The organism is Nocardia lijiangensis NBRC 108240 (assembly GCF_001613045.1).
GTDB classification, from domain to species: domain Bacteria; phylum Actinomycetota; class Actinomycetes; order Mycobacteriales; family Mycobacteriaceae; genus Nocardia; species Nocardia lijiangensis.
This window is the reverse complement of sequence record NZ_BDBP01000013.1, coordinates 19,858-40,902: the sequence shown is the minus strand read 5'-3', so window position 1 is coordinate 40,902 and position 21,045 is coordinate 19,858. Positions and strand designations below refer to the sequence as shown.

The 21,045-nt window shown below is 67.4% G+C and carries 20 protein-coding genes; 9 read left to right on the top strand and 11 right to left on the bottom strand.

The features are described from left to right. The first annotated feature begins 114 nt into the window (after window positions 1-114). The 6 genes from NL1_RS05185 to NL1_RS05160 all read left to right on the top strand — a co-directional run bounded on the left by NL1_RS05185 (window position 115) and on the right by NL1_RS05160 (window position 5,877). Window positions 115-1,470 (top strand): DUF445 domain-containing protein, encoded by a 1,356-nt coding sequence (locus NL1_RS05185; RefSeq protein WP_067834852.1) that lies wholly within the window; start codon window positions 115-117, stop codon window positions 1,468-1,470. 109 nt (window positions 1,471-1,579) lie between these two features. Then, a complete protein-coding gene (locus NL1_RS05180; protein ID WP_067834851.1) occupies window positions 1,580-2,365 on the top strand; it encodes a TIGR03084 family metal-binding protein in 786 nt (261 codons plus the stop codon). A gap of 355 nt (window positions 2,366-2,720) precedes the next feature. Next, entirely contained in the window at window positions 2,721-3,398 is a 678-nt protein-coding gene (locus NL1_RS05175) for a hypothetical protein (protein ID WP_156094668.1), read from the top strand. A gap of 90 nt (window positions 3,399-3,488) precedes the next feature. Then, window positions 3,489-4,667 carry an L-2-hydroxyglutarate dehydrogenase gene (lhgD, locus tag NL1_RS05170; RefSeq protein ID WP_067834847.1) on the top strand — a complete coding sequence of 393 codons (1,179 nt, stop codon included), beginning with the start codon at window positions 3,489-3,491 and terminating at the stop codon, window positions 4,665-4,667. A gap of 123 nt (window positions 4,668-4,790) precedes the next feature. Next, window positions 4,791-5,261, top strand: coding sequence for an SRPBCC family protein (locus tag NL1_RS05165; RefSeq protein ID WP_067834845.1), 471 nt, complete (start codon window positions 4,791-4,793; stop codon window positions 5,259-5,261). A gap of 10 nt (window positions 5,262-5,271) precedes the next feature. Continuing rightward, the gene (locus NL1_RS05160; protein ID WP_067834843.1) at window positions 5,272-5,877 is read left to right on the top strand and encodes a ribonuclease H family protein; all 606 of its coding nucleotides are present in this window, start codon (window positions 5,272-5,274) and stop codon (window positions 5,875-5,877) included. A 94-nt stretch (window positions 5,878-5,971) separates the two neighbouring features. Here the strand turns inward: NL1_RS05160 and NL1_RS05155 are convergent, their stop codons facing one another. From NL1_RS05155 to NL1_RS05115, 9 genes are all read right to left on the bottom strand, one after another. Beyond that, on the bottom strand, window positions 5,972-6,730 hold the full coding sequence (locus NL1_RS05155; RefSeq protein ID WP_084510322.1) for a hypothetical protein: 759 nt from the start codon (window positions 6,728-6,730) through the stop codon (window positions 5,972-5,974). A gap of 102 nt (window positions 6,731-6,832) precedes the next feature. Next, a complete protein-coding gene (locus NL1_RS05150; protein WP_067834841.1) occupies window positions 6,833-8,011 on the bottom strand; it encodes an MlaD family protein in 1,179 nt (392 codons plus the stop codon). Further along, on the bottom strand, window positions 8,008-9,099 hold the full coding sequence (locus NL1_RS05145) for an MCE family protein (protein ID WP_067835043.1): 1,092 nt from the start codon (window positions 9,097-9,099) through the stop codon (window positions 8,008-8,010). The genes NL1_RS05150 and NL1_RS05145 overlap by 4 nt, the downstream gene beginning before the upstream one ends. Before the next feature lie 8 nt (window positions 9,100-9,107). Continuing rightward, the gene (locus NL1_RS05140; RefSeq protein ID WP_067834839.1) at window positions 9,108-10,217 is read right to left on the bottom strand and encodes an MlaD family protein; all 1,110 of its coding nucleotides are present in this window, start codon (window positions 10,215-10,217) and stop codon (window positions 9,108-9,110) included. Then, entirely contained in the window at window positions 10,217-11,215 is a 999-nt protein-coding gene (locus NL1_RS05135; protein WP_067834837.1) for an MCE family protein, read from the bottom strand. Before NL1_RS05135 ends, NL1_RS05140 begins: the two co-directional genes overlap by 1 nt. Then, a complete protein-coding gene (locus NL1_RS05130) occupies window positions 11,212-12,255 on the bottom strand; it encodes an MCE family protein (RefSeq protein WP_067834835.1) in 1,044 nt (347 codons plus the stop codon). Before NL1_RS05130 ends, NL1_RS05135 begins: the two co-directional genes overlap by 4 nt. A 73-nt stretch (window positions 12,256-12,328) precedes the next feature. Beyond that, window positions 12,329-13,807 (bottom strand): MCE family protein, encoded by a 1,479-nt coding sequence (locus NL1_RS05125; protein WP_067834833.1) that lies wholly within the window; start codon window positions 13,805-13,807, stop codon window positions 12,329-12,331. 7 nt (window positions 13,808-13,814) lie between these two features. Further along, a complete protein-coding gene (locus NL1_RS05120) occupies window positions 13,815-14,678 on the bottom strand; it encodes an MlaE family ABC transporter permease (RefSeq protein WP_067834832.1) in 864 nt (287 codons plus the stop codon). A gap of 4 nt (window positions 14,679-14,682) precedes the next feature. Continuing rightward, window positions 14,683-15,537: an MlaE family ABC transporter permease gene (locus NL1_RS05115; protein WP_067834830.1), complete on the bottom strand. Its 855-nt coding sequence runs from the start codon at window positions 15,535-15,537 to the stop codon at window positions 14,683-14,685. Between the two features lie 491 nt (window positions 15,538-16,028). Between NL1_RS05115 and NL1_RS05110 the strand changes: the two genes are divergently transcribed. After that, entirely contained in the window at window positions 16,029-16,703 is a 675-nt protein-coding gene (locus tag NL1_RS05110) for a S1 family peptidase (RefSeq protein ID WP_067834828.1), read from the top strand. Between the two features lie 60 nt (window positions 16,704-16,763). Here the strand turns inward: NL1_RS05110 and NL1_RS05105 are convergent, their stop codons facing one another. Next, window positions 16,764-18,236, bottom strand: a complete 1,473-nt coding sequence (locus NL1_RS05105; RefSeq protein WP_067834827.1) for an MFS transporter — start codon at window positions 18,234-18,236, stop codon at window positions 16,764-16,766. A 20-nt stretch (window positions 18,237-18,256) separates the two neighbouring features. After that, window positions 18,257-18,874 carry an LppU family putative lipoprotein gene (gene lppU / locus NL1_RS05100; RefSeq protein WP_156094666.1) on the bottom strand — a complete coding sequence of 206 codons (618 nt, stop codon included), beginning with the start codon at window positions 18,872-18,874 and terminating at the stop codon, window positions 18,257-18,259. Window positions 18,875-19,083: 209 nt separating this feature from the next. Here lppU and NL1_RS05095 point away from each other — a divergent pair, with 209 nt between their 5' ends. Beyond that, window positions 19,084-19,602, top strand: a complete 519-nt coding sequence (locus NL1_RS05095) for a DUF6764 family protein (RefSeq protein WP_067834823.1) — start codon at window positions 19,084-19,086, stop codon at window positions 19,600-19,602. 60 nt (window positions 19,603-19,662) lie between these two features. Next, entirely contained in the window at window positions 19,663-21,006 is a 1,344-nt protein-coding gene (locus NL1_RS05090) for a cytochrome P450 (RefSeq protein WP_067834821.1), read from the top strand. Window positions 21,007-21,045: the final 39 nt, after the last annotated feature.

Genomic DNA, 21,045 nt, shown 5'->3' with positions numbered 1-21,045 from the left:
GATGCCGGTTCGGTGCGGCCGTCTGTGACAGTGCCCGCCCCCGCGTTGACACCCTCGCGAACACAATGAGAATGTGGGGGCCTCTACAGCTCACGGCACTAGGGGGATCCCAGGATGACCACTCTCGCGTCCGGGGTGTTCATCGACTGGGAAGAGCTCACCGGCCAGACGAAGTTCGTGGTCGACCTGGTCACTTTCCCGATCTTCAGCGCCCTCGCGGGCTGGCTGACCAACTGGACCGGCGTGCTGATGCTCTTCTGGCCGGTACAGTTCCGCGGTTTCCACGTGCCGGGCCTGCAGGTGCTGTACCCGTACCTGCCGCGGCGGGTGCAGGTGCTGCCGACGTTTTCCGGTGACGGCCGCAGGCTCGGCTTCCAAGGTTTCATTCCGGCGCGCGCGGAGAAGATGGCCAGTATCTGCGTCGACAAGGCGCTGATGCGGATCGGCAGCCCCAAGGACTTCATTCACGAACTCGATCTGCACGGCATCGCCGACTACATCGCCGAACTGGCGCGCACGCAGGTGCAGCCGCTCGTCGACGAAGTGATGTACCGGGAGAACCCGGACCTGTGGCGCTCGGTGCCGCGACAGATGCGGCAGGTCATCTACCAGCGGGTCGACCGGCAGCTGCCGAAGCTTTGCCGCCGGGCCTTCGACTCCCTCGGCGACAACATCGATCAGCTCATCGATATCAAGAGCTTCGTCATCCGCTACCTGCGCGAGAACCCGTACATCCTCAAAGACCTCACCACCACGATCGCGGCCCCCGAGCTGCGGTTCATGGTCCGCATCGGCCTGCTCGGCGCGCCGTTCGGCCTGCTGATGGCGCTGTATCTGCATGTGCACGACAGCATTCCGGTGCTCGGCTGGGTGCCCGCCTGGGTGATCGTGCTGCTCAGCGCGGCGGCGATCGGCGTGATCGTGAACGTCATCGCGGTGAAGATGGTCTTCGAGCCGGGCGATCCGCAGCCGCGGTACAAGTACCTGTGGCGCCAAGCTCTGCTTGCCAAGCGTCAGCCGCAGGCCGCCACCGACCTCGCGCGCATCCTGGCCTACCAGGTGCTCACCCTGCCCAACCTGTCCGCGGAGCTGCTGGAGGGGCCGAACGGCGACAAGACCCGTCAGCTGATCGAGCACCTGATCTCCGAGGAGATTCACCGTCAGCTCGGGCCGACGCATTCGATGGTGCGCGCCGCGTTCGGCAGGCGGCAGTTCGACAACCTGAAGGTCGGCGCGGCAGGCGCAGCGGTGGCATTGGCGCCGAGCATGGTCGAGGACGAGGAGTTCGCGCGCGAGCAGGCGAAGAAGATCGACGAGTTCGCTGCGCGCAAGCTCCAGCAGCTCAGCCCGGGCGAGTTCATGGAGATGTTCTATGCCTCGGTGGAGCAGGACGCCTGGCTGCTGTACCTGCACGGCGCGGTGCTCGGATTGGCCGTCGGCGCGGCCCACCTGCTGATTTTCGGTTGGTGACGGCCTTCCAGAAATACAAGCACGCATGCTTGCATTTTTTCTGGCTCGCTGCGATGCTGGGTCACACCTGGCACACGCGGCGGTGTGCCCGCGATCGGCAAGGGAACTCATGGCTGACCTCGAGGCGCTGCTCGGCGATTTCGCCGACGAATGCGCGGACCTGGAACGACTGGTCGCCCCGCTGGCGGACTGGACCCTGCCGACGCCCGCGCCCGGCTGGAGCATCGCCCATCAGATCGGGCACCTGACCTGGACCGACGAGATCGCGACTATCTCGGCGTCGGACGCCGAGGAGTTCGCCAAGCAGGTGGCCGCGGCCGCGCCGAGGGTGCTGACCTTCGTCGACGAGGCGGCCGAGGAAGCCGCCGCCATGCCGCCCGCCGAACTGCTCGAGCGCTGGCGCGCCGGGCGCAAGACGCTGATCGAGGCGCTGCGCGCGGTGCCCGCGGGCACCAAGCTGCCTTGGTTCGGCCCGCCCATGAGTCCGGCCTCGATGATCACCGCCCGGCTCATGGAGACCTGGGCGCACGGTCAAGACGTGGCCGACGCGCTTGGCGTGACCCGCGAGCCGACCGCGCGGCTGCGCAGCGTGGCTCACCTCGGTGTGCGGACCAGGAATTTCGCCTACTCGGTCCAGGGCAAGGCGGCTCCCGCCGAGGAATTCGGCGTCGAACTGACCGCGCCCGATGGCACGATCTGGACCTGGGGGCCGCAGCACGCGGCGCAGCGGGTGACCGGGCCCGCGCTGGACTTCTGCCTGCTCGTCACGCAGCGCAGGCACCCCGAAGACCTGGCGGTACGCGCCGTCGGTGCGGATGCGCAGGAGTGGTTGACGATCGCCCAGGCCTTCGCGGGACCGTCCGGGGAGGGACGAGCCGCGGGACAGTTCGCCTGAAACAGCCCTGAATGGCGAGCAGCCCGGCCGGACACCGTCCGACCGGGCTTCCACCCGACCCGATCCGAAAGCTCGGGAGCGGGCGAGCGCCATACTTGGGTGCGCCGTTCGCGTCGACGGCCGGACGCCGTTGGCCGGGTGTCTAAGAGTGGCAGTCGAGAATGACGCTCGCCAGCTACCGGCTTTTTACCCCTTCTTCAGCGGGTGGAAACATCGGTAACGTCGCCCATTGTGATCCTGCTCGCACGAATGCGGCACCCGATCGTACGGGCCCGTAACCTGGACATGCGTTCGGCTTTCAACGATGCGGGCCGACGACGCGAGGGGAGTCGGGGCGGAGGGAAAGGAACGCATCGTGACGGCACACAAACCTGCTCAGATCGTGCGTCATACCGCGATCGTGCTGGCCGCAGCGGCCAGCCTCAGCCTCACCGTCGTCTCCGGCGCGTACATCGTGAACCAGATGGCCGACGCCCAGCGCTCCGACGCGGCACAAGCCGCACCGCCGCCTGCCGCGCCCATCGTCGAACCCTTCACGCCGCGCCCCGGCCCCAGGACCGCCGACACGGTGCTGACCGGCGAGTCGCACACGCTGCCGCCGACCTACCAGGCCGCCGTCTTCCCGGCCGGAATCATTGTGCCGCAATCGGATCCGGCCGACGCCCCGTCGCGGACCACCGAACTCGGCGGCCGATTGGGCCTCGGCACCGCCTATGTCGGCGCACAAGTCACCCCGGTCCGCACCAACACCGTCGCATTCACCGTGGACACCAACGCCTTGTCGGCCCTCACCGGCCTCGTGCTGTCCGAACCCGTCCGCGACCACCTCGGCATCGACCTCGACCCGGCCGGAATCACCCAGCTCCGCACCGAATTCGACACCCACACCGGCGAAATCGCCCTCATCTTCTCCGACGCCAACCTCGGCGAACACACGATCCACATCCATCCCCACCCCACCCCGTCCGACAGCAAGCCCACCACCCCGGACGCCCCCACCGGCCAAGACCCCACCTCCACCCTCACCATCTGACCCGAATCACCGGGCTCGAGCCCGGATATCTTCGTCGCCGCACCGGTCCATAGCGCGCGCCGCGGCGACAGGGAAGTACTGTCGGGTGGCGTGTACGACTTTTGCGTGGTCGGGGGCGGGATCGTCGGGGTGGCGACGGCTCGGCGGCTGGTGGAGCGGTATCCGGGGGCTCGGCTGGTGTTGGTGGAGAAGGCCGGGGGGCTGGGGGTGCATCAGACGGGGCACAACAGCGGGGTGATTCATTCCGGGATCTATTACGAGCCGGGGAGCCTGAAGGCCGAGTTGTGCCGGCGGGGGGCGCAGTGGACGAAGGATTTCGCTGCGGTGCACGGGATTCCGTACGAAGTGTGCGGAAAACTGCTGGTGGCCACCGATGCCGCGGAGTACGAGCGGATGCTTGCGCTGTACGACCGGTCGGTCACCAACGGGGTGGAGGTCGAGCTGCTCGATGCCGCCGAACTGGTCCGGCGTGAGCCGCGGATCACCGGCGTCGGTGCGCTGTTCGTGCCGGGCACCGGCATCGTCGACTATCGGAAGATCACCGCGGCGCTGGCCGAGCAGGTTCGCGCGGCGGGCGGCGAGATCGTGCTCGGCGCCGAGATCACCGCGATCGAGGAGAGCGATACGGCGGTGACGGTCTCCGGTCCGGCCGGCGCATGGACGGCGCGCACCCTCGTGGTCTGCGCAGGCCTGCAGGCCGATCGGATGGCGCGGCTTGCGGGCTTGCCGATCGACTTTCGCATCGTTCCGTTCCGCGGCGAGTACTACCGGCTGCCGCCGGAGCGCGCAGGCTTGGTGCGCACGCTGATCTATCCGGTGCCCGACCCGAAGCTGCCGTTCCTCGGCGTGCACCTGAGCCCGACCATCGACGGCGAACTCACCGTCGGCCCGAACGCGGTGCTCGGCTTGGCGCGGGAGGGCTACCGCAAAGGCAGCATCGATCTGCGCGACGCCAAGGAAATCATCGGCTTTCCCGGTATGCACCGGGTCGCCCGCGCGCACCTCGAGACCGGGCTGCGCGAACTGCGCAATTCTCTGTTCAAGCGCGGGTACCTGGCCGAATGCCGCCGCTACTGCCCGGAACTCACCGCGGCCGACCTGCGCCCGCGGCCTGCGGGCATCCGCGCCCAAGCCGTGCTGCGCGACGGAACCCTGGTGCACGACTTCATGATCGAACGCACCGCACGCTCGGTGCACGTCCTCAACGCGCCCTCGCCCGCGGCGACTTCGGCCATGCCGATCGCGGAGTACATCGTCGATCGAATCTGAATCGACCAAGCAACCGGCCGGTCGCAAATCTGGAAAGGCTGCTCCCCTGAATTCCTCCCAACCCCTCGAATAAAGAGGAGAGTTGTAGTACTTTTGTCCGCAGCCGTGGATCAGGGAGGGCCTATGGGCCACATCAAGTACGCGAGTGACGTCGGTGCACCGGTAGAAGTGGCGTTCACGTACACGGACAACCACCTGTTCGTGCCGGACTGGATGTTCGGCGTCGCCTCCTTCGAACCGACCGGCGACCTGGACCAAGGTCTGGGCGCCCATTTCGCGACCACGGCACGACTCGGACTGTGGCACCCCACGATTCCCTGCGAGATCACCCAATATCGCCGCAATGTGGTGATCGGGTATACGCTGCGTGGGCGGCTGTCGGGGACCCTGACGCTGCGATTCGATCCGCTCGGCTATGGACGGTCGGTGCTGACCTCCGAAGCGGAGTACGCTGCACCTCGCGGCGTCCTCGGTCGCATGTGCGCACGCTTGGTCGACAGTGCCGTGCGATCGGCGCTACGTCGTACCGAGTCCCAATTGCGAAGGGAGATAGAGGAATTCCACGGTACCGATCTTGTCGGTCGGATTGCGTAGGGTGCCACCCATGATCATCGTGAGCACCGACGGATCCTGCCTCCGAAACCCCGGCGGCGCTATCGGCTGGGCTTGGGTCAATCATCAGGGGGGCACTTCGCGCAGCGGGGGAGCCGCTACCGGGACGAATCAGATCGCCGAGCTACGCGCGATACTGGAAGCCATCGACGCGCACCCTGGTGCCGAACCCCTTCTGATAGAAAGCGATTCGCTCTACGCGATCAAGTGCGCGTCGGAATGGATCTCGAGCTGGCGGCTGAACGGCTGGCGTACCTCCACCGGCGGTGCGGTCAAGAACGTGGAGGTCATCAAGCAGATCGACCGTGCCATCGCGAGCAGACCGGGCCCGGTTCGATTCCGTTGGGTGCGTGGCCATGTCGGCAACTATTTCAACGAGATGGCGGACACGCTGGCCGGTGAGGCGGCCCGGAAGGCCGCTGCTTCGGCCGCCGCCGAAGGCGAAACCCCCGAACTGACCGCCGTGAGCGCAACCGAGAGCACGGTTCCGCTCACCAAGAAGACCGTGGCGAAAAACTCTGCACCGCAACAGACCACCGGGCCGCGGGCCTCGGGGAAGGCGGTCGCGGCGGCTCCTCAGACCTTGACCCTGTTCTGATCAGCTCCGCGACCGCAAGCAGGACCGCCCGAAAGACCTCCGGCGGTGGTGACTGGGCCCACCGCCGGGGGCGCTTTCGGGAACTATCGAACGATCAGTTGCCGGGCTGCGGCGCCGGTGCGGGAGCAGGCGCGGGAGCGCCACCGGGCAGGCCGGAGCCCTGGCCCTTCAGCATCGGCGAGTCGAGCTTGCTCACCTTCCACTTGCCGCCCTCGTTCTCCAGATCCGCGACGATCACCACGAACTGCCGATCCGGCTGCTGCTGGGTGAAATTGGTGCGGAACTGGGTCAGCGTCACGAGCACCTTGGCCTCGCTGGTGTCACCGCCCTGGTACCCGCACTGCACGTCGTCGGCCCAGGACTTGACCTGCGCCTGCACCATGGCGTCGGTGAGCGCCTTGGTCGCGTCGTCGAATTCCTTCAGGAACTCGCCGGTGGAGCCCTCCTTGACCTTCGTGAAGTAGCCCTCCAGGTCCTTGGAGTAGTCGTAGACCGAGACGTCGCGACCGAAATCGCAGGCCGCGCGCGTGGCGTTGTTGACGGCCTCCAGTTCGTCGGACTTCTTCTGGGCCTGCAGATAGAAGACCACCACCGCGGTGACGGCCGCGACGAGCAGGATGCCCGCCACGAATGCCGCGATCACCGGCAGCAGATTCGACCGGTCCTGGGCCGCCGCGGGAGCAGGCTTCGGCTTCGGTTCGCTCTGCTTCTCGCCCGCCTTCCCCAGGTCAAGCTTGGCCGTCTCCGCGTCGCTCTTCTCGGCCGCGGCGGCGCTTTCTGCGCTTTTCTCGGCGGGCTCGACGTTCTTCGTGGTCTCGGCGTCTTTATTGGTGTCGGCGTCGTCGGTGGACATCGATAAATCCTGCACTTTCCCGGCGCGCGGACGCACCGTATCGGCTGGCCGGTCCGCATGGGCGAACCGTACGCGTTCTACCAGCGAGTATGCCGGGCACACTCACCGCACCGGGGGGAGGGTCCGCTCGTTCGGATCCACGCCCGGCGGCATCTGGGCGCCGTTGTTCGGCACATCCGGCCGCGGGGCGTTCGCCGCACCGCGGATCTGCTGGCCCGGAGGCGGATTCACGCAGTAGTTCCACTTCGGGATGGAGCCGTCCTGCACCACCTCGTTGCGGATCTGCGGGGTGTTGTACGTGCAGTACGGCCGCGGCCAGATGTCGATGATCGCGTGGAACTCGCCGTCGTGCGCCGGGATGCCGAGCGCCTCGACGCCCACCGCGAGCGAGGGGAACAGCGCCCGCAGCGCGGGCAGGCGCAGCTGCGCGGCCTTGGTGGTGGCGACGAAGTTGGTGGCGAGGCTGGTGATCGGATCCGACGTCTTGTCCAGCACCGCGCCCAAGCTCTGCAGCTGCCCCGGGCCCGAGTCCAGGACGCTCTGCAGCTCCGCGTTGGCCGCGTTGAACTGCGCGAACAGCTCCCCGGAGTTGGCGGTGAGGGTGGCGAGATCCGGCTGCGCCTGCGACGTGGTGTCGGCGATGGTCCGCAGGTTGGTGATCAGGCTGGTCGTCTGCGGCAGCAGCGAATCCAGACCCGACGTGGCCAGGCTGATGCCGTTGACCAGGCCGCGCAGCTGATCCGGACCGCCGCTGAGCGCGATGTCCAGCTCGGCGAGGATGACGCTGAACTTGTCCGGATCGACCTGCGCGATCAGCTCGCTGGTGTTGTCCAGCACCGACCACACCGGGGTCGGCGTCTTGACCGTCTCCGGATCGAACTGGACCACCGCGCCGTCGGCGAGGAACGGGCCGTCCTCGGTGCCGGGACGGAAGTCGATGTACTGCTCACCGGCGGCGGACAGCGCCTGCACCGCCACGTCGGTGTCGACCGGGATCTTGTACCGGCTGTCGATCTCGGCCTTGGCCGCGATGGCCTGCCCGCGATCGGTCAGCTCGATCGAGGAGACCTTGCCGACGCGGTAGCCGCGCAGTGTCACGTCGTTGCCCGGCTGCAGACCGCCGGAGCGGTCCAGGTTCACCGTCACGGTGTAACTCGACCGGAGCGGGTTGATCCGCATGACGCTCACCAGCAGGTACGACGCGCCGACGAGCAGCACGAGCACCAGGCCGATCGCCGAGAGGATCAGCTTGTTCGTCCAGATCTTCGACAGCGCGCTCATCGGTGGCCGCCTTCCACCCGCTGCTGCACGAGTTGCAGCACCTGGATCAGGCTGCCCGCGAAGTCCTGCAGGTCCTCCAGATTCGGGAGCCTGCCGTGCTGCGGGTCGGTCAGTGCGCTGAGATCGAGGTTGGTGGCGGTGGCGTAGACGGCGAAGCTGCGGCCGCGGAAGGTGGCGTCCACCTTGGGGCGGATCTCGTGCAGACGGTCCATCAGGAGGCCGAAGTCGTCGCCCGTTCGCGAGAGCGCGTCCATCAGCGCCTGCGTATTGACCAGCAGGTCACCCAGCTGATCGCCGGTGGTGTCGGCGTAATCGCCGAGCGCGGCGCTGGCGACCGACACCTTGGTCAGCAGTTCGCCGATGGCCCGGTTGTTCTCGGCGATGGCGCCGATCATCTGGGGCAGCGTGTCGGCCACCTGACCCAGCTCCGAGCGCCGCGATTCGAGCGTGTTCGCCAGCGTGCCGAACTGGTTCAGCACCGCGTCGACCCGGGCGGTGTTGTCGTTCAAACTGCCGACCACGCCGGTCAATTCGGTGATCAGGTGCGCGACCTGCGGCCCGCGCCCGCCGACGATGGAATCCAGTTCCGAGGTCAGCTTGGTGAGCGAGGCGATGCCACCGCCGTTGAACAGCATGGACACCGAGATGAGCAGCTGTTCGACGGTGGCGCCCGCCGAGGTCTGCTCGAGGGTGAGGGTGTCGCCGTCGTGCATCATCGGCGCGCCCGGTTCGACCTTCGGCTTGGACAGCGCGACGAACACGTCACCGAGCGGGGTGGCCTGGCGCAGCTCGGCGGTGCTGCCCTTGGGCAGCTCGATGTCGCTGCGGATGCTCAGGTCGACGACCGCCTGGAAGTTCTTGGTCTTGATGTCGGTGACCACACCGACATCCGAACCGCCGATCTTCACCTTCGCCTGGTCGGGCAGGTTCAGCGCGTTCTCGAACACGGCGTGCACGGTGTAGGTCTCGCCCGCCTGCCCCGGCTTGGGCAGCGGCAGATCCTCGACGGTGAGACCGCAGCCGGAGGTGATGCCCACCCCGGCCACCGCCGCGATGGCGACGAGCGCCCTGCGTGCCTTGATCGTCATGCGGTACGTCATTTCGTCAGTCCGAGCAGTGCGGCGGTGAGCCCGTAGTCGGGTCCGAAGTCCTGCATATTTCCGGTGCGGCACCCGTCGGCCTTCATCTGGATCCGCTCGCAGAACAGCGCGACGATCTCGCCGTTGAGCGCGGTGCCGATGATGGCGTGCAGGCGCACGTAGCGGCCCTCGCGGTTCACGATCCGGTCGACGTTCTGCAGTGCCATCGGCGCCACGTCGGTGACCTCGGTGAGGCCGTAGGCGTTGTCCCTGAGCTGCTGGGTGACGTTTGTCAGCCCGGTCAGGCTGCCCGACAGTTGATCCTGGTAATCGACGAGCGTGGTGCTCGTATTGGCCAGGAAGTCGTTGAGCTGGTCGAGCGTGGCCTGCAGGCCCGGCGCCTGCTCGGCGAGCAGACCGGTCATCTGGGTCACCTTGTTGCTGAAATCGCGCACGGACTGGTCGTTTTCGGCCAGCATCGTGGTCAGCTCGTTGAGCTGGACGATGATGTTGGAGATCGCGTCCTTGTTGTCGACACCCACCTTCAGCGCGCCGGAGAGGGCGTTGAGGGTGTCCCGCATCTTCGCGCCGTTGCCGTCCAGCATCGGGTAGAGCACCCGGCCGGAGAGCGGGCCGAGTCCTTCGGTGCCCTCCTGCGGCGCGAGCGCGGCGGCGAACTGATCGATGGTCTTGATCATCGTGTCCAGCTCGACCGGGGTTCTGGTGCGCGCCTTGGGCAGATGCGTGCCTTCGCTCATCGCCTCGCCCTCGGTGTAGGCGGGGGTGAGCTCGATGTGCCGATCGGTGACGATCGACGGCGAAACGATCGCCGCCTCCGCGTTCTTCGGGATCTTCACCCCGGAATCGACCGACAGATGCACCTCGACGAGGGTGCCCTTCGGCACGATCTTGTCGACCTTGCCGACCTGGAGCCCGAGCACCGTGACCGGGTTGCCCTCGTAGATGCCCGCGATGTTCTCGAAGTCGGCGGTGATGTGCATGGTGCCGCCGAGCGCGTCGTTCACCGAGGTGGGCAACAGCGAGCAGCTGCCGACCGTCAGCGCGGCGGCGCTGACCGCGAAAAGCTTTGCGACGGCCTTGATTTTGCCTGTGGTGGCGGATTTCATCACTGGCACCCCTCGATGGCTTGTGCGAAGCACAACCAGTTGTCCGGGAACAGCCACGGCAGACCGACGTCGCCGTACGGGCCGCTGCCACCCCACGAGTTCGCCAGGTAGCGCACCGTGGGCGGCATGATCGACAGCAGCCGATCCAGGTTGTCCTTGTTCTTCTGCAGGCCCTCGGCCATGGTGTTCAGCTGCTGGATGGTCGGGCCGAGCTGACCCTCGTTCTGCGCGCCGATCTCCTGCAGCTGCTTGGTCAGGGCGGCGATGTTGTCGAGCAGCTGACGCAGCAGGTCCTGCCGCTCCATCACCCGGTTGGCGATGGCCTCGCCCTGGGTGATCACCAGCAGCACGCTGTTGCGGTTGTCGCCGAGGATCTGAGTGACCCGGTCCAAGTCTTTGAGCAGCCTGTCGACCTCGCCCCGGCGGGTGTCGATCACCTTGGCCAGCGCGCCGACGCTGTCCAGCGCCTGCGCCGTCAGCTCCGGCGAGCTGCCCATCGACTGGTTGATGACGTTCAGCGATTCGGCCAGTTTGGCGGTATCGAGCGCCTCGAACTTCGGGGTGCCGATCTGCACCACGTCGGCCAGGTTGTACGGAACCGCGGTGTTGGACAACGGGATCCGGCCGTCCTTCAGTCCGGAGCCGTTGCCGGGATCGAGGTCGACGTACCTGGCGCCGAGCAGGGTGGCCATCTTGATCGAGGCGCGCGCGTCGGGGCCGAGTTCGACGTTCTCGTCGACGTTCATCGTGATCAGCACGTGGCCGCCCTCGAGCTTCGCGCCGGTCACCGTGCCGACCGGAACGCCTGCGGCGTTGACCTTGTCGCCGACCTTGATACCGGCCGCCTGCACGAACTCGGCCTTGACGGTCTGATCGCCGACGCCGAGCATCCGGATGATGCCGGAGGCCATCAGCAGCACCACGATCAGGGCGGCGCCGATGAGGCCGAGCCAGAAGTAGCGGTTGCTGTCGAAGCGGTTCTTCATCTTCGCGATCATGGGCGGCACACCGCCGAGTGCTCGTTGCCGCCGATCTGCGAGAACAGACCGCGGGGGAAGAGCACACCGTACAGCGAGATGTCGAGGCCGCACAGGTAGGCGTTGGCGTAGCCGCCCTCGGAGGTGTGCCTGCCCGCCGCCGAGAGGATGTTCGGCACGTCGATCGCGGCCTGGTCCAGCTTGGCGCCGTTGTCCAGCAGCAGCGTGAGTGCGGCGCTCGTGGAGTTCTGCGCGGCCTGCAGCTTGGGCTGGATGTTGCCGACCATGCCGACCAGCGACGTGGTGGCGCTCGCGATCTGCTCGGTGGAATGCAGCAGGGTCTGGCCCTGCTCGTAGAGTCCGCCGATCAAGGCCCGGGTTTGCGTCACCAGGGTCTCCAATTCATCACCTCGTTTGGCCAAGCCCGCCATCACACCGGACAGGTTGGTGATCACGTCGGACAGGATCGCGTCGCGGCGCTGGAAATCGGTGGCCAGCTGGGCGGCCTGCACGATGAACGAGCTCAGCGAGACGTTGTCGCCCTGCAGCGCCTGGATGAACGTCTCCGAGAGGCGGTTCACCTGCTCGGGCTGCAGTACCTGGAACAGCGGCTGGAATCCGTTGAGCAGACCCGACACGTCGAACGACGGCTCGGTCCGCTCCAGCGGAATCGACGCGTTGTTCTTCAGCGGCGCGGGGTTGGACGCCTCGCCGGGGGCCAGCGCCACGTAGCGCTGGCCGATCAGGTTCTGGTAGCGGACCAGCGCCTTGGTGTCGTCGAAGAGGGTCTGGTCGCTCTCGACGATGAACGACACGTTCGCGACCGACTCCTTGGTCCGATCGTCGCGAGCCAGCTCGATCTTCTCGACCTTGCCGACCCGGACACCGGCCATGCGCACGTCGTCGCCTTCGCGGAGGCCGAGCACATCGGTGAACGTCGCGGAGTAGGTCTTGGTGTCGCCGGGGACCACGCGCGCGAGCGTGTTCCAGACGACCACCGTCACCAGGATCGAGACGATCGCGAAGAGTCCGAACCCGATCAGCGGCTTACGAATGCTCATGCCTGCGCCTCGCTAGCGCTCGGCTCCGGCATGTGCATTGCACGCTGGCACATGATTCGCTCACTGCGTTCGCTCATCGGACAGCACCCCTCTCCGACACTTGCATCGTTCCGCCCTTCAGGATCGAGCTCAGCAGCAGGTACTCCGCGGTGGTCGGCTTGCGGCCGAGCAGCTGCTCGATCGCGGCGTCACCCTGGTAGGAGATCGGCCGGGCCGCGGGGGCGTCCGCCGGAGCCGCCGCGGGCGCGGGGGCAGGCGGCATCAGGCCGGGCAGACCGGGGAGCACCGGGAACAGTCCCTCGAGTGGCGTGCCAGCAAACGGCTGCTGCGCGTTCTCCTGGAGGTCGGAGACGATGCGACCCGGGTCCGGCATGGTGACGCCGGGGATCAGCGGCAGACCGGGCGTCGGCACCACCGGCGGCAGTCCGGCGGCCGATTCCAGCGCGCGCGGCCGCAGGTTCTCCGGCAGCGGCGGCAGTTCGTTCACCTCGGGAGCGGTGGCGCAGCTCGGACCTGCCATCTCGCCGTAGTGCGGGCAGTCCGCGACGGTGTACGGGGTGTACGGCGTCAGCGTGATACCGGCGTTCCAGACCTGTTGCTGCTGCGGACCCCAGTGGAAGGTGGTACTCATCGCCCTGGTCGACTCGCTCAGGTTCAGCAGTGTCCTGGTGATCGCGTCGGGGTCGGCCGTCAGCGCGCCGAACATGTCGGCGGTGCCGACGGTGACCTGCTTGCCGACATCGGGGTTGCGGGCGAACAGGGCGTTCACCGTGTCCACCGTGGCGCTGGTCCCGGTGATCAGCGCGACGAGCTCCTCGCGGCGATCGGCGATGGTGCTCGCGGTCTGCACCGAGCTGCCGAGCACGTCGAGCAATTCGGGCGCCGACTGGTTCAGCGCGCGGAACGAGCCGGAGAAGTCGTCGAGCAGCACGCCGAGATCCGGAATGGACTCGTCGACGGCCAGCACCCAGCGGTCCAGCCGCTCGATGGTCGAGCCCGGCATCCGGCCGCTGCCGTCCAGTGCCTGCGAGAGGGTGCCGACGACGCGGCCGAACTGCACCGGGTCGATCTTGTCCAGGATGTTGCGGACCGTGGTCAGCGTGTCCTGCAGCGCGATCGTGCCCTTGCTGCGGTCCTCCTCGATGACCGACCCTTCCTTCAGGTAGGTGTCGGCCGGCCCGTTGAAGACGAGTTCGATGGAGGTGACGGCGAACAGGTTGCTCGGCACCACGCGCGCGGTGACGTTGGACGGGATGTCGCCCGCGTACTCCGGCTTCAGTTCGATCTGCACCTTCTGCAGTTCGCCCTTCGCCGCGACCTCGACCTCGTCCACCACGCCGACCAGGACGCCGCGGAACTTCACGTCGGCTTCCGACGGCAGGCCGTCACCGGTGGTGGTCAGACTGGCGACGACGTTCACCTTGGGCACGAAGTAGCCGGTGTAGCGCGCCATGAGGAAGCCGAGCACCAGCGCGAAGACGATCAGTCCGCACACGCCCGCGATCAGCAACTGCCGCATCGTGGGCCCGCGCCCACTGGGATCGATGATCATCTGGCCCTTACCCCGAGATCCGGATTCCGGGGTTGACCCCCCAGATCGCCAACGTCATGAAGAGGTCCGCGAAGACGACCAGGATGATGCACATCTTGATCGCACGCCCCGCCGCGACACCGACACCCTCCGGGCCACCGGAGGCGAAGAAGCCGTAGTAGCACTGGATGAAGGTGGTGATCGCGACGAAAATAATCGCTTTGAGCAGCGAATACAGAACGTCGGTCGGTATCAGGAACTGATAGAAGTAGTGCGCGTAGGTGCCGCTTGCGGTGCCGCCGACCAACTGCACGGTCAGCGAGCAGGAGAGGTATGCGGTCGCCAGACCGAGGCAGTACAGCGGGACGATCGCGATGATCGCCGCGAACATCCTGGTGCTGACCAGGTACGGCAGCGGCCGGATGGCCACGGACTCGAGCGCGTCGATTTCCTCGGAAATACGCATCGCGCCGAGTTGCGCGGTGAATCGACAGCCCGCCTGCGCGGCGAAGGCCAGTGAGGCGAGCAGCGGGCCGAGTTCACGGGTGGTCGCGAACGCGGAGATCGCGCCGGTGATCGGGCTGAGGCCGAGCAGGTTCAGCGAGGTGTAGCCCTGGATGCCGACGGTCATGCCGCCGAACGCGCTCAGGATCACGATGACGCCGATGGTGCCGCCGCCGACGACGAGATTGCCGTTGCCCCAGGTGACGTCGGAGAGCAGCCGCCACACTTCCTTGGGGTACTGCTTGAGCGCCAGCGGAATGGAGCCGATGGACCGCAGGAAGAAGAACACCTGATGGCCGAGCCGGGCGACGAGATCGACCGGCGCCTGCGCCGAACGCTTGAGGCCCTGGAGTGGCCGCAGCAGCGGCGGTACATAGGTTGATGACACCGGCTCAGACCACCTGTGGGGGGAAGAGTGCGTTGTAGACCTGCGTGATGATGAGGTTCACGCCGAAGAGCATCAGCGCGGAGCTCACCACCGCCGAGTTCACGGAGTTGGCGACACCGCCGGGGCCGCCGCGGGTGTTGAGTCCGGTATCGCAGGCGATGATGGCGGCGAGCAGACCGAAGATCAGCGACTTCACCAGCGCGACGAACAGGTCGCGGGTCACGGCGAACGACGAGAAGGTACTGACGTACGAACCCGGCGTGCCGCCCTGGGCGAAGATGTTGAAGATATAGCCGGTCAGGAAGCCGACGAAGACGACGAAGCCGCAGAGCAGGACGCTGACCAGCATCGCGGCGCCGAGGCGCGGCGCGACGAGGCGGCGCAGCGGATCGACGCCCATCACCTTCATGGCGTCGATCTCCTCGCGGATGGTGCGCGAGCCGAGATCGGCGCAGATGGCGGAGCCGACCGCGCCCGCGATCATGATCGACGTGACGAGCGGGGCGCCCTGCTGGATGATGCCGAGGCCGTTGGCCGCGCCGATGAACGACGTGGCGCCGACCTGCCCGGCGACCGCGCCGACCTGAATCGAGACGATGACGCCGATGGGAATCGCAACGAGCAGAGTGGGTGCGGCGGCCACATTCGCCATGAAGGCGCACTGGCGCACGAATTCACCGAAGGGGAACCGCCGACGGAAGATGGCGATGAACAGTTCCGCCACCGCGGCGATACCCATCGTGATCTGACGGCCGAAGGTCTCCAGTGAGCGCTTGGGATGGTCTTCCCAGTACGACCTCGTCCAATCGACCGCTTCACTTAGCCGTGATCCCGTGGGAGGACTCTTGGTCGACTGCACTGCCTAACCCCTCTCGACGCCGGTTGCTCACCCCGACGACTTGTTTGCTTGACGCACCTTACTACGGAGTAGTGCAGAGCACACCATCATCATGTGATGGCAGTCATAGATATGAGTCACTGTCGTGGAAACCTCACGAGAGCACCGCCCGCACCTTGTTGTCGACGCCAAAATTAAGCACCAAAATTTTAGAACTAGTTACAGTTGAGCTGCTCCTATATGGGCGGCGTCTCCTATCACCGATCAATTACGCGGAAATCGTTCATCTAAAAACTTTCGCCATTTCGAATGCCTGCAAAATGAGTTCTACTCCACTCGGAAACGTATTGGGCGTGTCGTCCAGACACCTCAGTAATAGAGACTTGCTATCGCGATTACGATTCGGCGGCACCCGCCGCAGCACCGGCGGTACGAGACGCGCCCGAGACCGAATACTGACACGATGTATGCGACAGATTGATATCGTGCGGACTTCCGACGTCTGGAGGGACATGTTCAGCAAACTCGCCAAGGCGGCCAACGCCGTCTTCGCCGTCGCCCTCGGCGCGGCGCTGCTCGGGACGGGCGCGGGCCCTGCGGCTGCCGCGCCAGGACCGCCGGTCATCGGGGGCGGATCCGGCATCATCATCGACAACATGTTCGAGTGCACCGTGACCACGGTGGGCCACGACAGCGCGGGCAGACTGGTCGGGCTCACGGCAGGACACTGCGGCGACGCGGGCGCGCAGGTGTACGCCGAGTCCGATCGCGGCGCGGGTGTGATCGGTCGCTTCGTCTACTCCAACTCGGAGCTGGACTACGCCGTCATCCAGTTCGATCCGGGCGCGATCACCCCGGTCAACCGGATCGGCAACGTCACCATCACCGGCATCGGCGGACCCGCTCAGTTCCCGATGATCGTCTGCAAGGAAGGCCGCACCACCGGCAACACCTGCGGCGTCGCCTATGGCGACCTGTTCGGCACCAATGTCGAGACCTGGAGCCAGATGTGCGTCGTGGAGGGTGACTCCGGCGCTCCCGTCGTGGCGGGCACGACCCTGGTCGGCATGGTGAACGCCTACCTGGCCATCGCCTGCTTCGGTCCCGAAGTGGGAACCAACATGAGCGCGATCATGAACGACCTCAACGCGCGCGGCGGTCCCGGCGCGGGCTACGTGCCGATCTGATCGGTCACGACGCAGACTGCGAAGGAGCGGGCGACATCGCCCGCTCCTTTTCTTTCGTCCCTAGCCGCGCGATGCGTCGCCGAGGACTCGATGCCGTGGCGCGACCGCGGGTCCCGCTACCGCGCACTGCGGCCTGCACTCGACGCTCGCCAGATCCGGCGCCCGGCGCGGCGCGCGCAGCAGCACGGCGGCGATCAGCGCGCCGGTCGCCAGCAGCCCGACGCAGATCCACATCGCGGTCTCGAACCCGTCGTCGAACGCGGCCGGGTCGGTGAGGGAACCGGAGATCCCCGCAAGCCCGGGCAGCGCGGCGACCGCGAGCAGCTGGGCGGTCCTGGCCACGGCGTTGTTCACGCCGGAGGCGATCCCGGCCTCGGACGCGGGCACCGCGCCGAGCACGGCTCCGGTGAGCGGGGCGACGAGCACCGCGAGACCGAGCCCGAAGACCACCACCCCGGGCAGCACGGCGCTCACGTATCCGGCGTCCGGTCCGATGCGTAGCAGCAGCACCGATCCCGCGGCGGCCAGCAGCGGTCCGAGTGTCATGGGAATGCGCGGCCCGTGCACCTGGGCCCACCGCCCCGCAGGCGCGGACAGCGCCAGCATGATCAGTGTGATCGGCACCGTGGCCAGCCCGGACAGCAACGGCGAGTAGCCCGCCACCAGCTGAAGCTCCAGCACGAGCAGGAAGAAGACGCCGCCGAGCGCCGCGTAGACGGCCAGCGTCACCAGATTGGCCGCGGTGAACACCCGCGACCGGAAGAGCGCGGGCGGCACCAGCGGATGGTCGCTGCGCAACTCGATCACCGCGAACAGCGCGAGCAGCAGCGCGCCGGACACGGCGAGCAGGGGCATCGCGTCGATCAGCCCGAAGGTCAGCGCGCCGAGCGCCAGCGCCACCACCACCGCGCCGGGGACGTCGAGCCGCGCGACGGCGTTCGGGTCGACGCTCTCCGGAACATGACGCAGCGCGACGACAACGACCACCGCGGCCAGCGGCACGTTGATGAAGAAGATGGACTGCCAGCCCACCCAGTCGATCAGCCAGCCGCCGAGGAACGGCCCGAGCGCGCCTGCCACCCCGCCGAAACCGGACCACAGCCCGATCGCCGCACCCTGATCGCGTTCGTCGAGCGACGAGGAGATCAGCGCCAGACTGCCCGGCGTCAGCATCGCGCCCGCCACGCCCTGCAGCACCCGCGCCGCCACCAGCATCTCGATGGTCACGGCCGCGCCGCACAGCACCGAGGCGACCGCGAAACCGACGGTGCCCCAGACGAAGACCTTGCGCCTACCGAGCTTGTCGCCGAGCGAGCCGCCGAGCAGGATGAACGAGGCCAGCGTCAGGGTGTAGCCGTTGAGTGTCCACTGCAGACCGGCCACGTCGGTGTCCAGGGATTCCCCGATGCGCGGCAGCGCGATGTTGACGACGGTGGCGTCCAGCGAGGCGACCGAGGAACCGAGGATGGTCGCCAGCAGGATCCACCGCCCGGTCGCCGAATGCAGCCGGGGTAGCTCCGAGGCGGTGCTCACCGGTCCAACCTAGTGCGGACTTACAGCTCCTCGACGCAGACGACGAACCGGCGCTCGGGGTACTCGAACCCGATGCCGCTGTCGCAGGCGCTCGCGTCGGTGGCGCCGTTCTGGATATTGGTCACCCGCACACCTTGGGTGCCGCGCTCGGTGCAGTCGATCCGCTTCGGGTCATCGCCGCCGACGTCCATGCAGCCGCCGACCACCCAGTCGATGTCCAGGCAGATCGCGCCCTGCTGCACGCCGTTGATGGTCTCGGCGTAGTAGTTGTCGCGGTCCGACGGGCAGGCCGAGCTGGTCGCGGTCTTGCCGATGACCTTGTAGTTCGATGCCCGGCTTCCGCAGGAGGCCTTCGAGATGGTGGCGTTGCTCATGGTGCCGCCCAGGGTGACGCAATCACCGATGGAAGCCTCGAAATCGGTGCTGCCGCCCGTCGGCGTCGGCCTGCCCGAGGTGGGCCTGGCGCTGGACTTGGGTACGGAGGTCTTCGGAGTGCTGGTGGTGACTGCGTCGATGGTCCCGCCGTCCACCGCTGGCTGCGCGGTGCCGCTGATGGTGGAGCTACACGCCACCAGGGCGAATACTGCGGCGGCGGTTCCGACCGCGAGCGCGAGACCGGATAGCAGTTGACGAGACACGTACAGTCCTCCCGAGCTGTAACGCTCCGAACTCACACCCCCGTAAGAATCCGAAGTTGACGACCTGAGCTTCAAATATCACGCCATGCATACACCATCAGCGACTCGGTAGTCGAGTCGGAAGACGCACCGCACAGGGCATACCTCGGCACGGCGCCGCCAGCAACCCTCTGGGTATGGTGAGCGCTACGGTGCGAAAGGGGTAAACCGTGAAGCTGATCAGCGCAATCATTTGCTCGACCGCCGCGGTGGGGACCTCGTTAACACTCCCGGCCCTGGCATCGGCAACCGACGTGCAATGCCATTCGGAGCAGGGCATCGATATGACCGTCATCGATGGTCACACCGGTTGCCGAGCCGCCAGCGACACGCTCGGGCAGGCGCGTTCGGCCGGTTTCGACGGTGTCGGTTATGCCCGCGCAACCTTCGGAGCCACCGCGCTCGGCATCGGCGCGGCGGGCGGTGTCGGCGCGAGCGAGGGCGCGGGCGGGATTCCGGTCGCGATCGGCGTCGGCCCCGACGCGCTGGCCCTCACCTCGATCACCGATCCCGGCGCCGAGGACGGCAGGACCATCGCGGTGTCCATCGCCTTCGAAGGGTCGCGCGCGCAGGTCAGCAGCGAGGAGGGCACCGTGGTGTGCCTGGGCTCGGCGGCCTTCGCCTGGAACGCCGCCACCGGCAGGTCCTGCCTCGCGACGCCGTTCGGGCGCTGGGCAGCGCTGCGCTGATCCGTCCGGTGCCGATCCGTCCGGTCGAACCGCCACCGCGGGCAACTCGTAGATAAGAGCATGGCGATCGAGACCGCCGCCCCGGCCTCGCCGCGGCTATTCCCCTTGCACGCGCTCGCGGCCGGGCTGGACTTCGAGCGGTATTTCCGCTGGCGGCGAGCGCGCGAGGGCGATCCGTTCTACGTACGGTTCCCCGGCTTCGGCGCGGTGCTGTTCACCGGAACACCGGCGGGTGCGCGGGAGCTGTTCCGCGCGCCTGCGGATCTGCTCGAACCGCCCCGGCCGAATCCGATCGAGCCGCTGGTGGGACCGGCCTCGCTGATCCTGACCTCGGGCGTGCGGCACCGGCGTGATCGGACGCTGCTCGCGCCCGCCTTCCACGGTGCGCGGATTCGCGCCTACGGCGAGCTGATCCGCGCCGCGACGCTGGACGAGATCGAGGGAGGCCCAGGGGAGTGGCGCCCCGGCACCCGGATCGATTCGCGCGCCGCGGCACGCTCGATCACGCTGCGGGTGATCTTGGAGGCGGTCTTCGGCGTGCGCGCCCGCGAGCGCCGGGCCGCCTACACCGCGGCGATCACCGAGTTCCTCGCCGCCTTCTCCGGCCCGCTACTAATGGTGCCCGCGCTGCGGCGCGGCGCGTTCGGCCGAGCGCCGTGGGATCGGTTCGTCGCCGCGCGCGACCGCTTGGACCGGCTGCTCCAAGCCGATATCGCCGAGCGCAAAAGCACTGCGCGCCAAGACGACTCCGACATCCTCGGCCTGCTGCTGAGCACCCGATACGACGACGGAAGCGCCCCCACCGATGCCGAACTCGGCGATCAGCTGCGCACCCTGCTCGTCGCCGGGCACGAGACCACCGCGACCAGCCTGGTCTGGGCGCTCTACCACCTGCACCGCACACCGGAACCCCTGCGCAGCCTGCGCGCCGAGCTGCGCGAGCCGGGTGATTCGCCCGCCGATCTCGCGGGGTTGCCTTATCTCGACGCCGTCTGCCAGGAGACCTTGCGGCTGCATCCGCCGGTGCCGATCGTGCTGCGCCGGGTGACCGAGCCCATCGCGCTGCGCGGCGTCCGCGTGGCCGCGGGCGACACGATGGGGCTCGCGCTGCCTCTGCTGCATTCCGACCCGGACACCTGGGACGACGCCGCGCGGTTCCGACCCGAACGCTTCCTGGACCGTCGCTACGGTCCGTTCGAGTTCGCGCCGTACGGCGGCGGCCATCGACGCTGCGTCGGCGCCAGCCTCGCCGACTACGAGCTGCGCATCGTGCTCGCCACGCTGCTCGGCCGCGTCCGGCTCGCTCTGCCGCCGCGCTACGCGCGCGGGCGGACTCCGCTCTCGGTGCCGCACAACATCGCGACCGGGCCGCATCGGTCGATCCCCTTCGACGTCATCGGGTGATTTCCGTCACGAATTTGTTTGATCTTGCACAAAATCGGA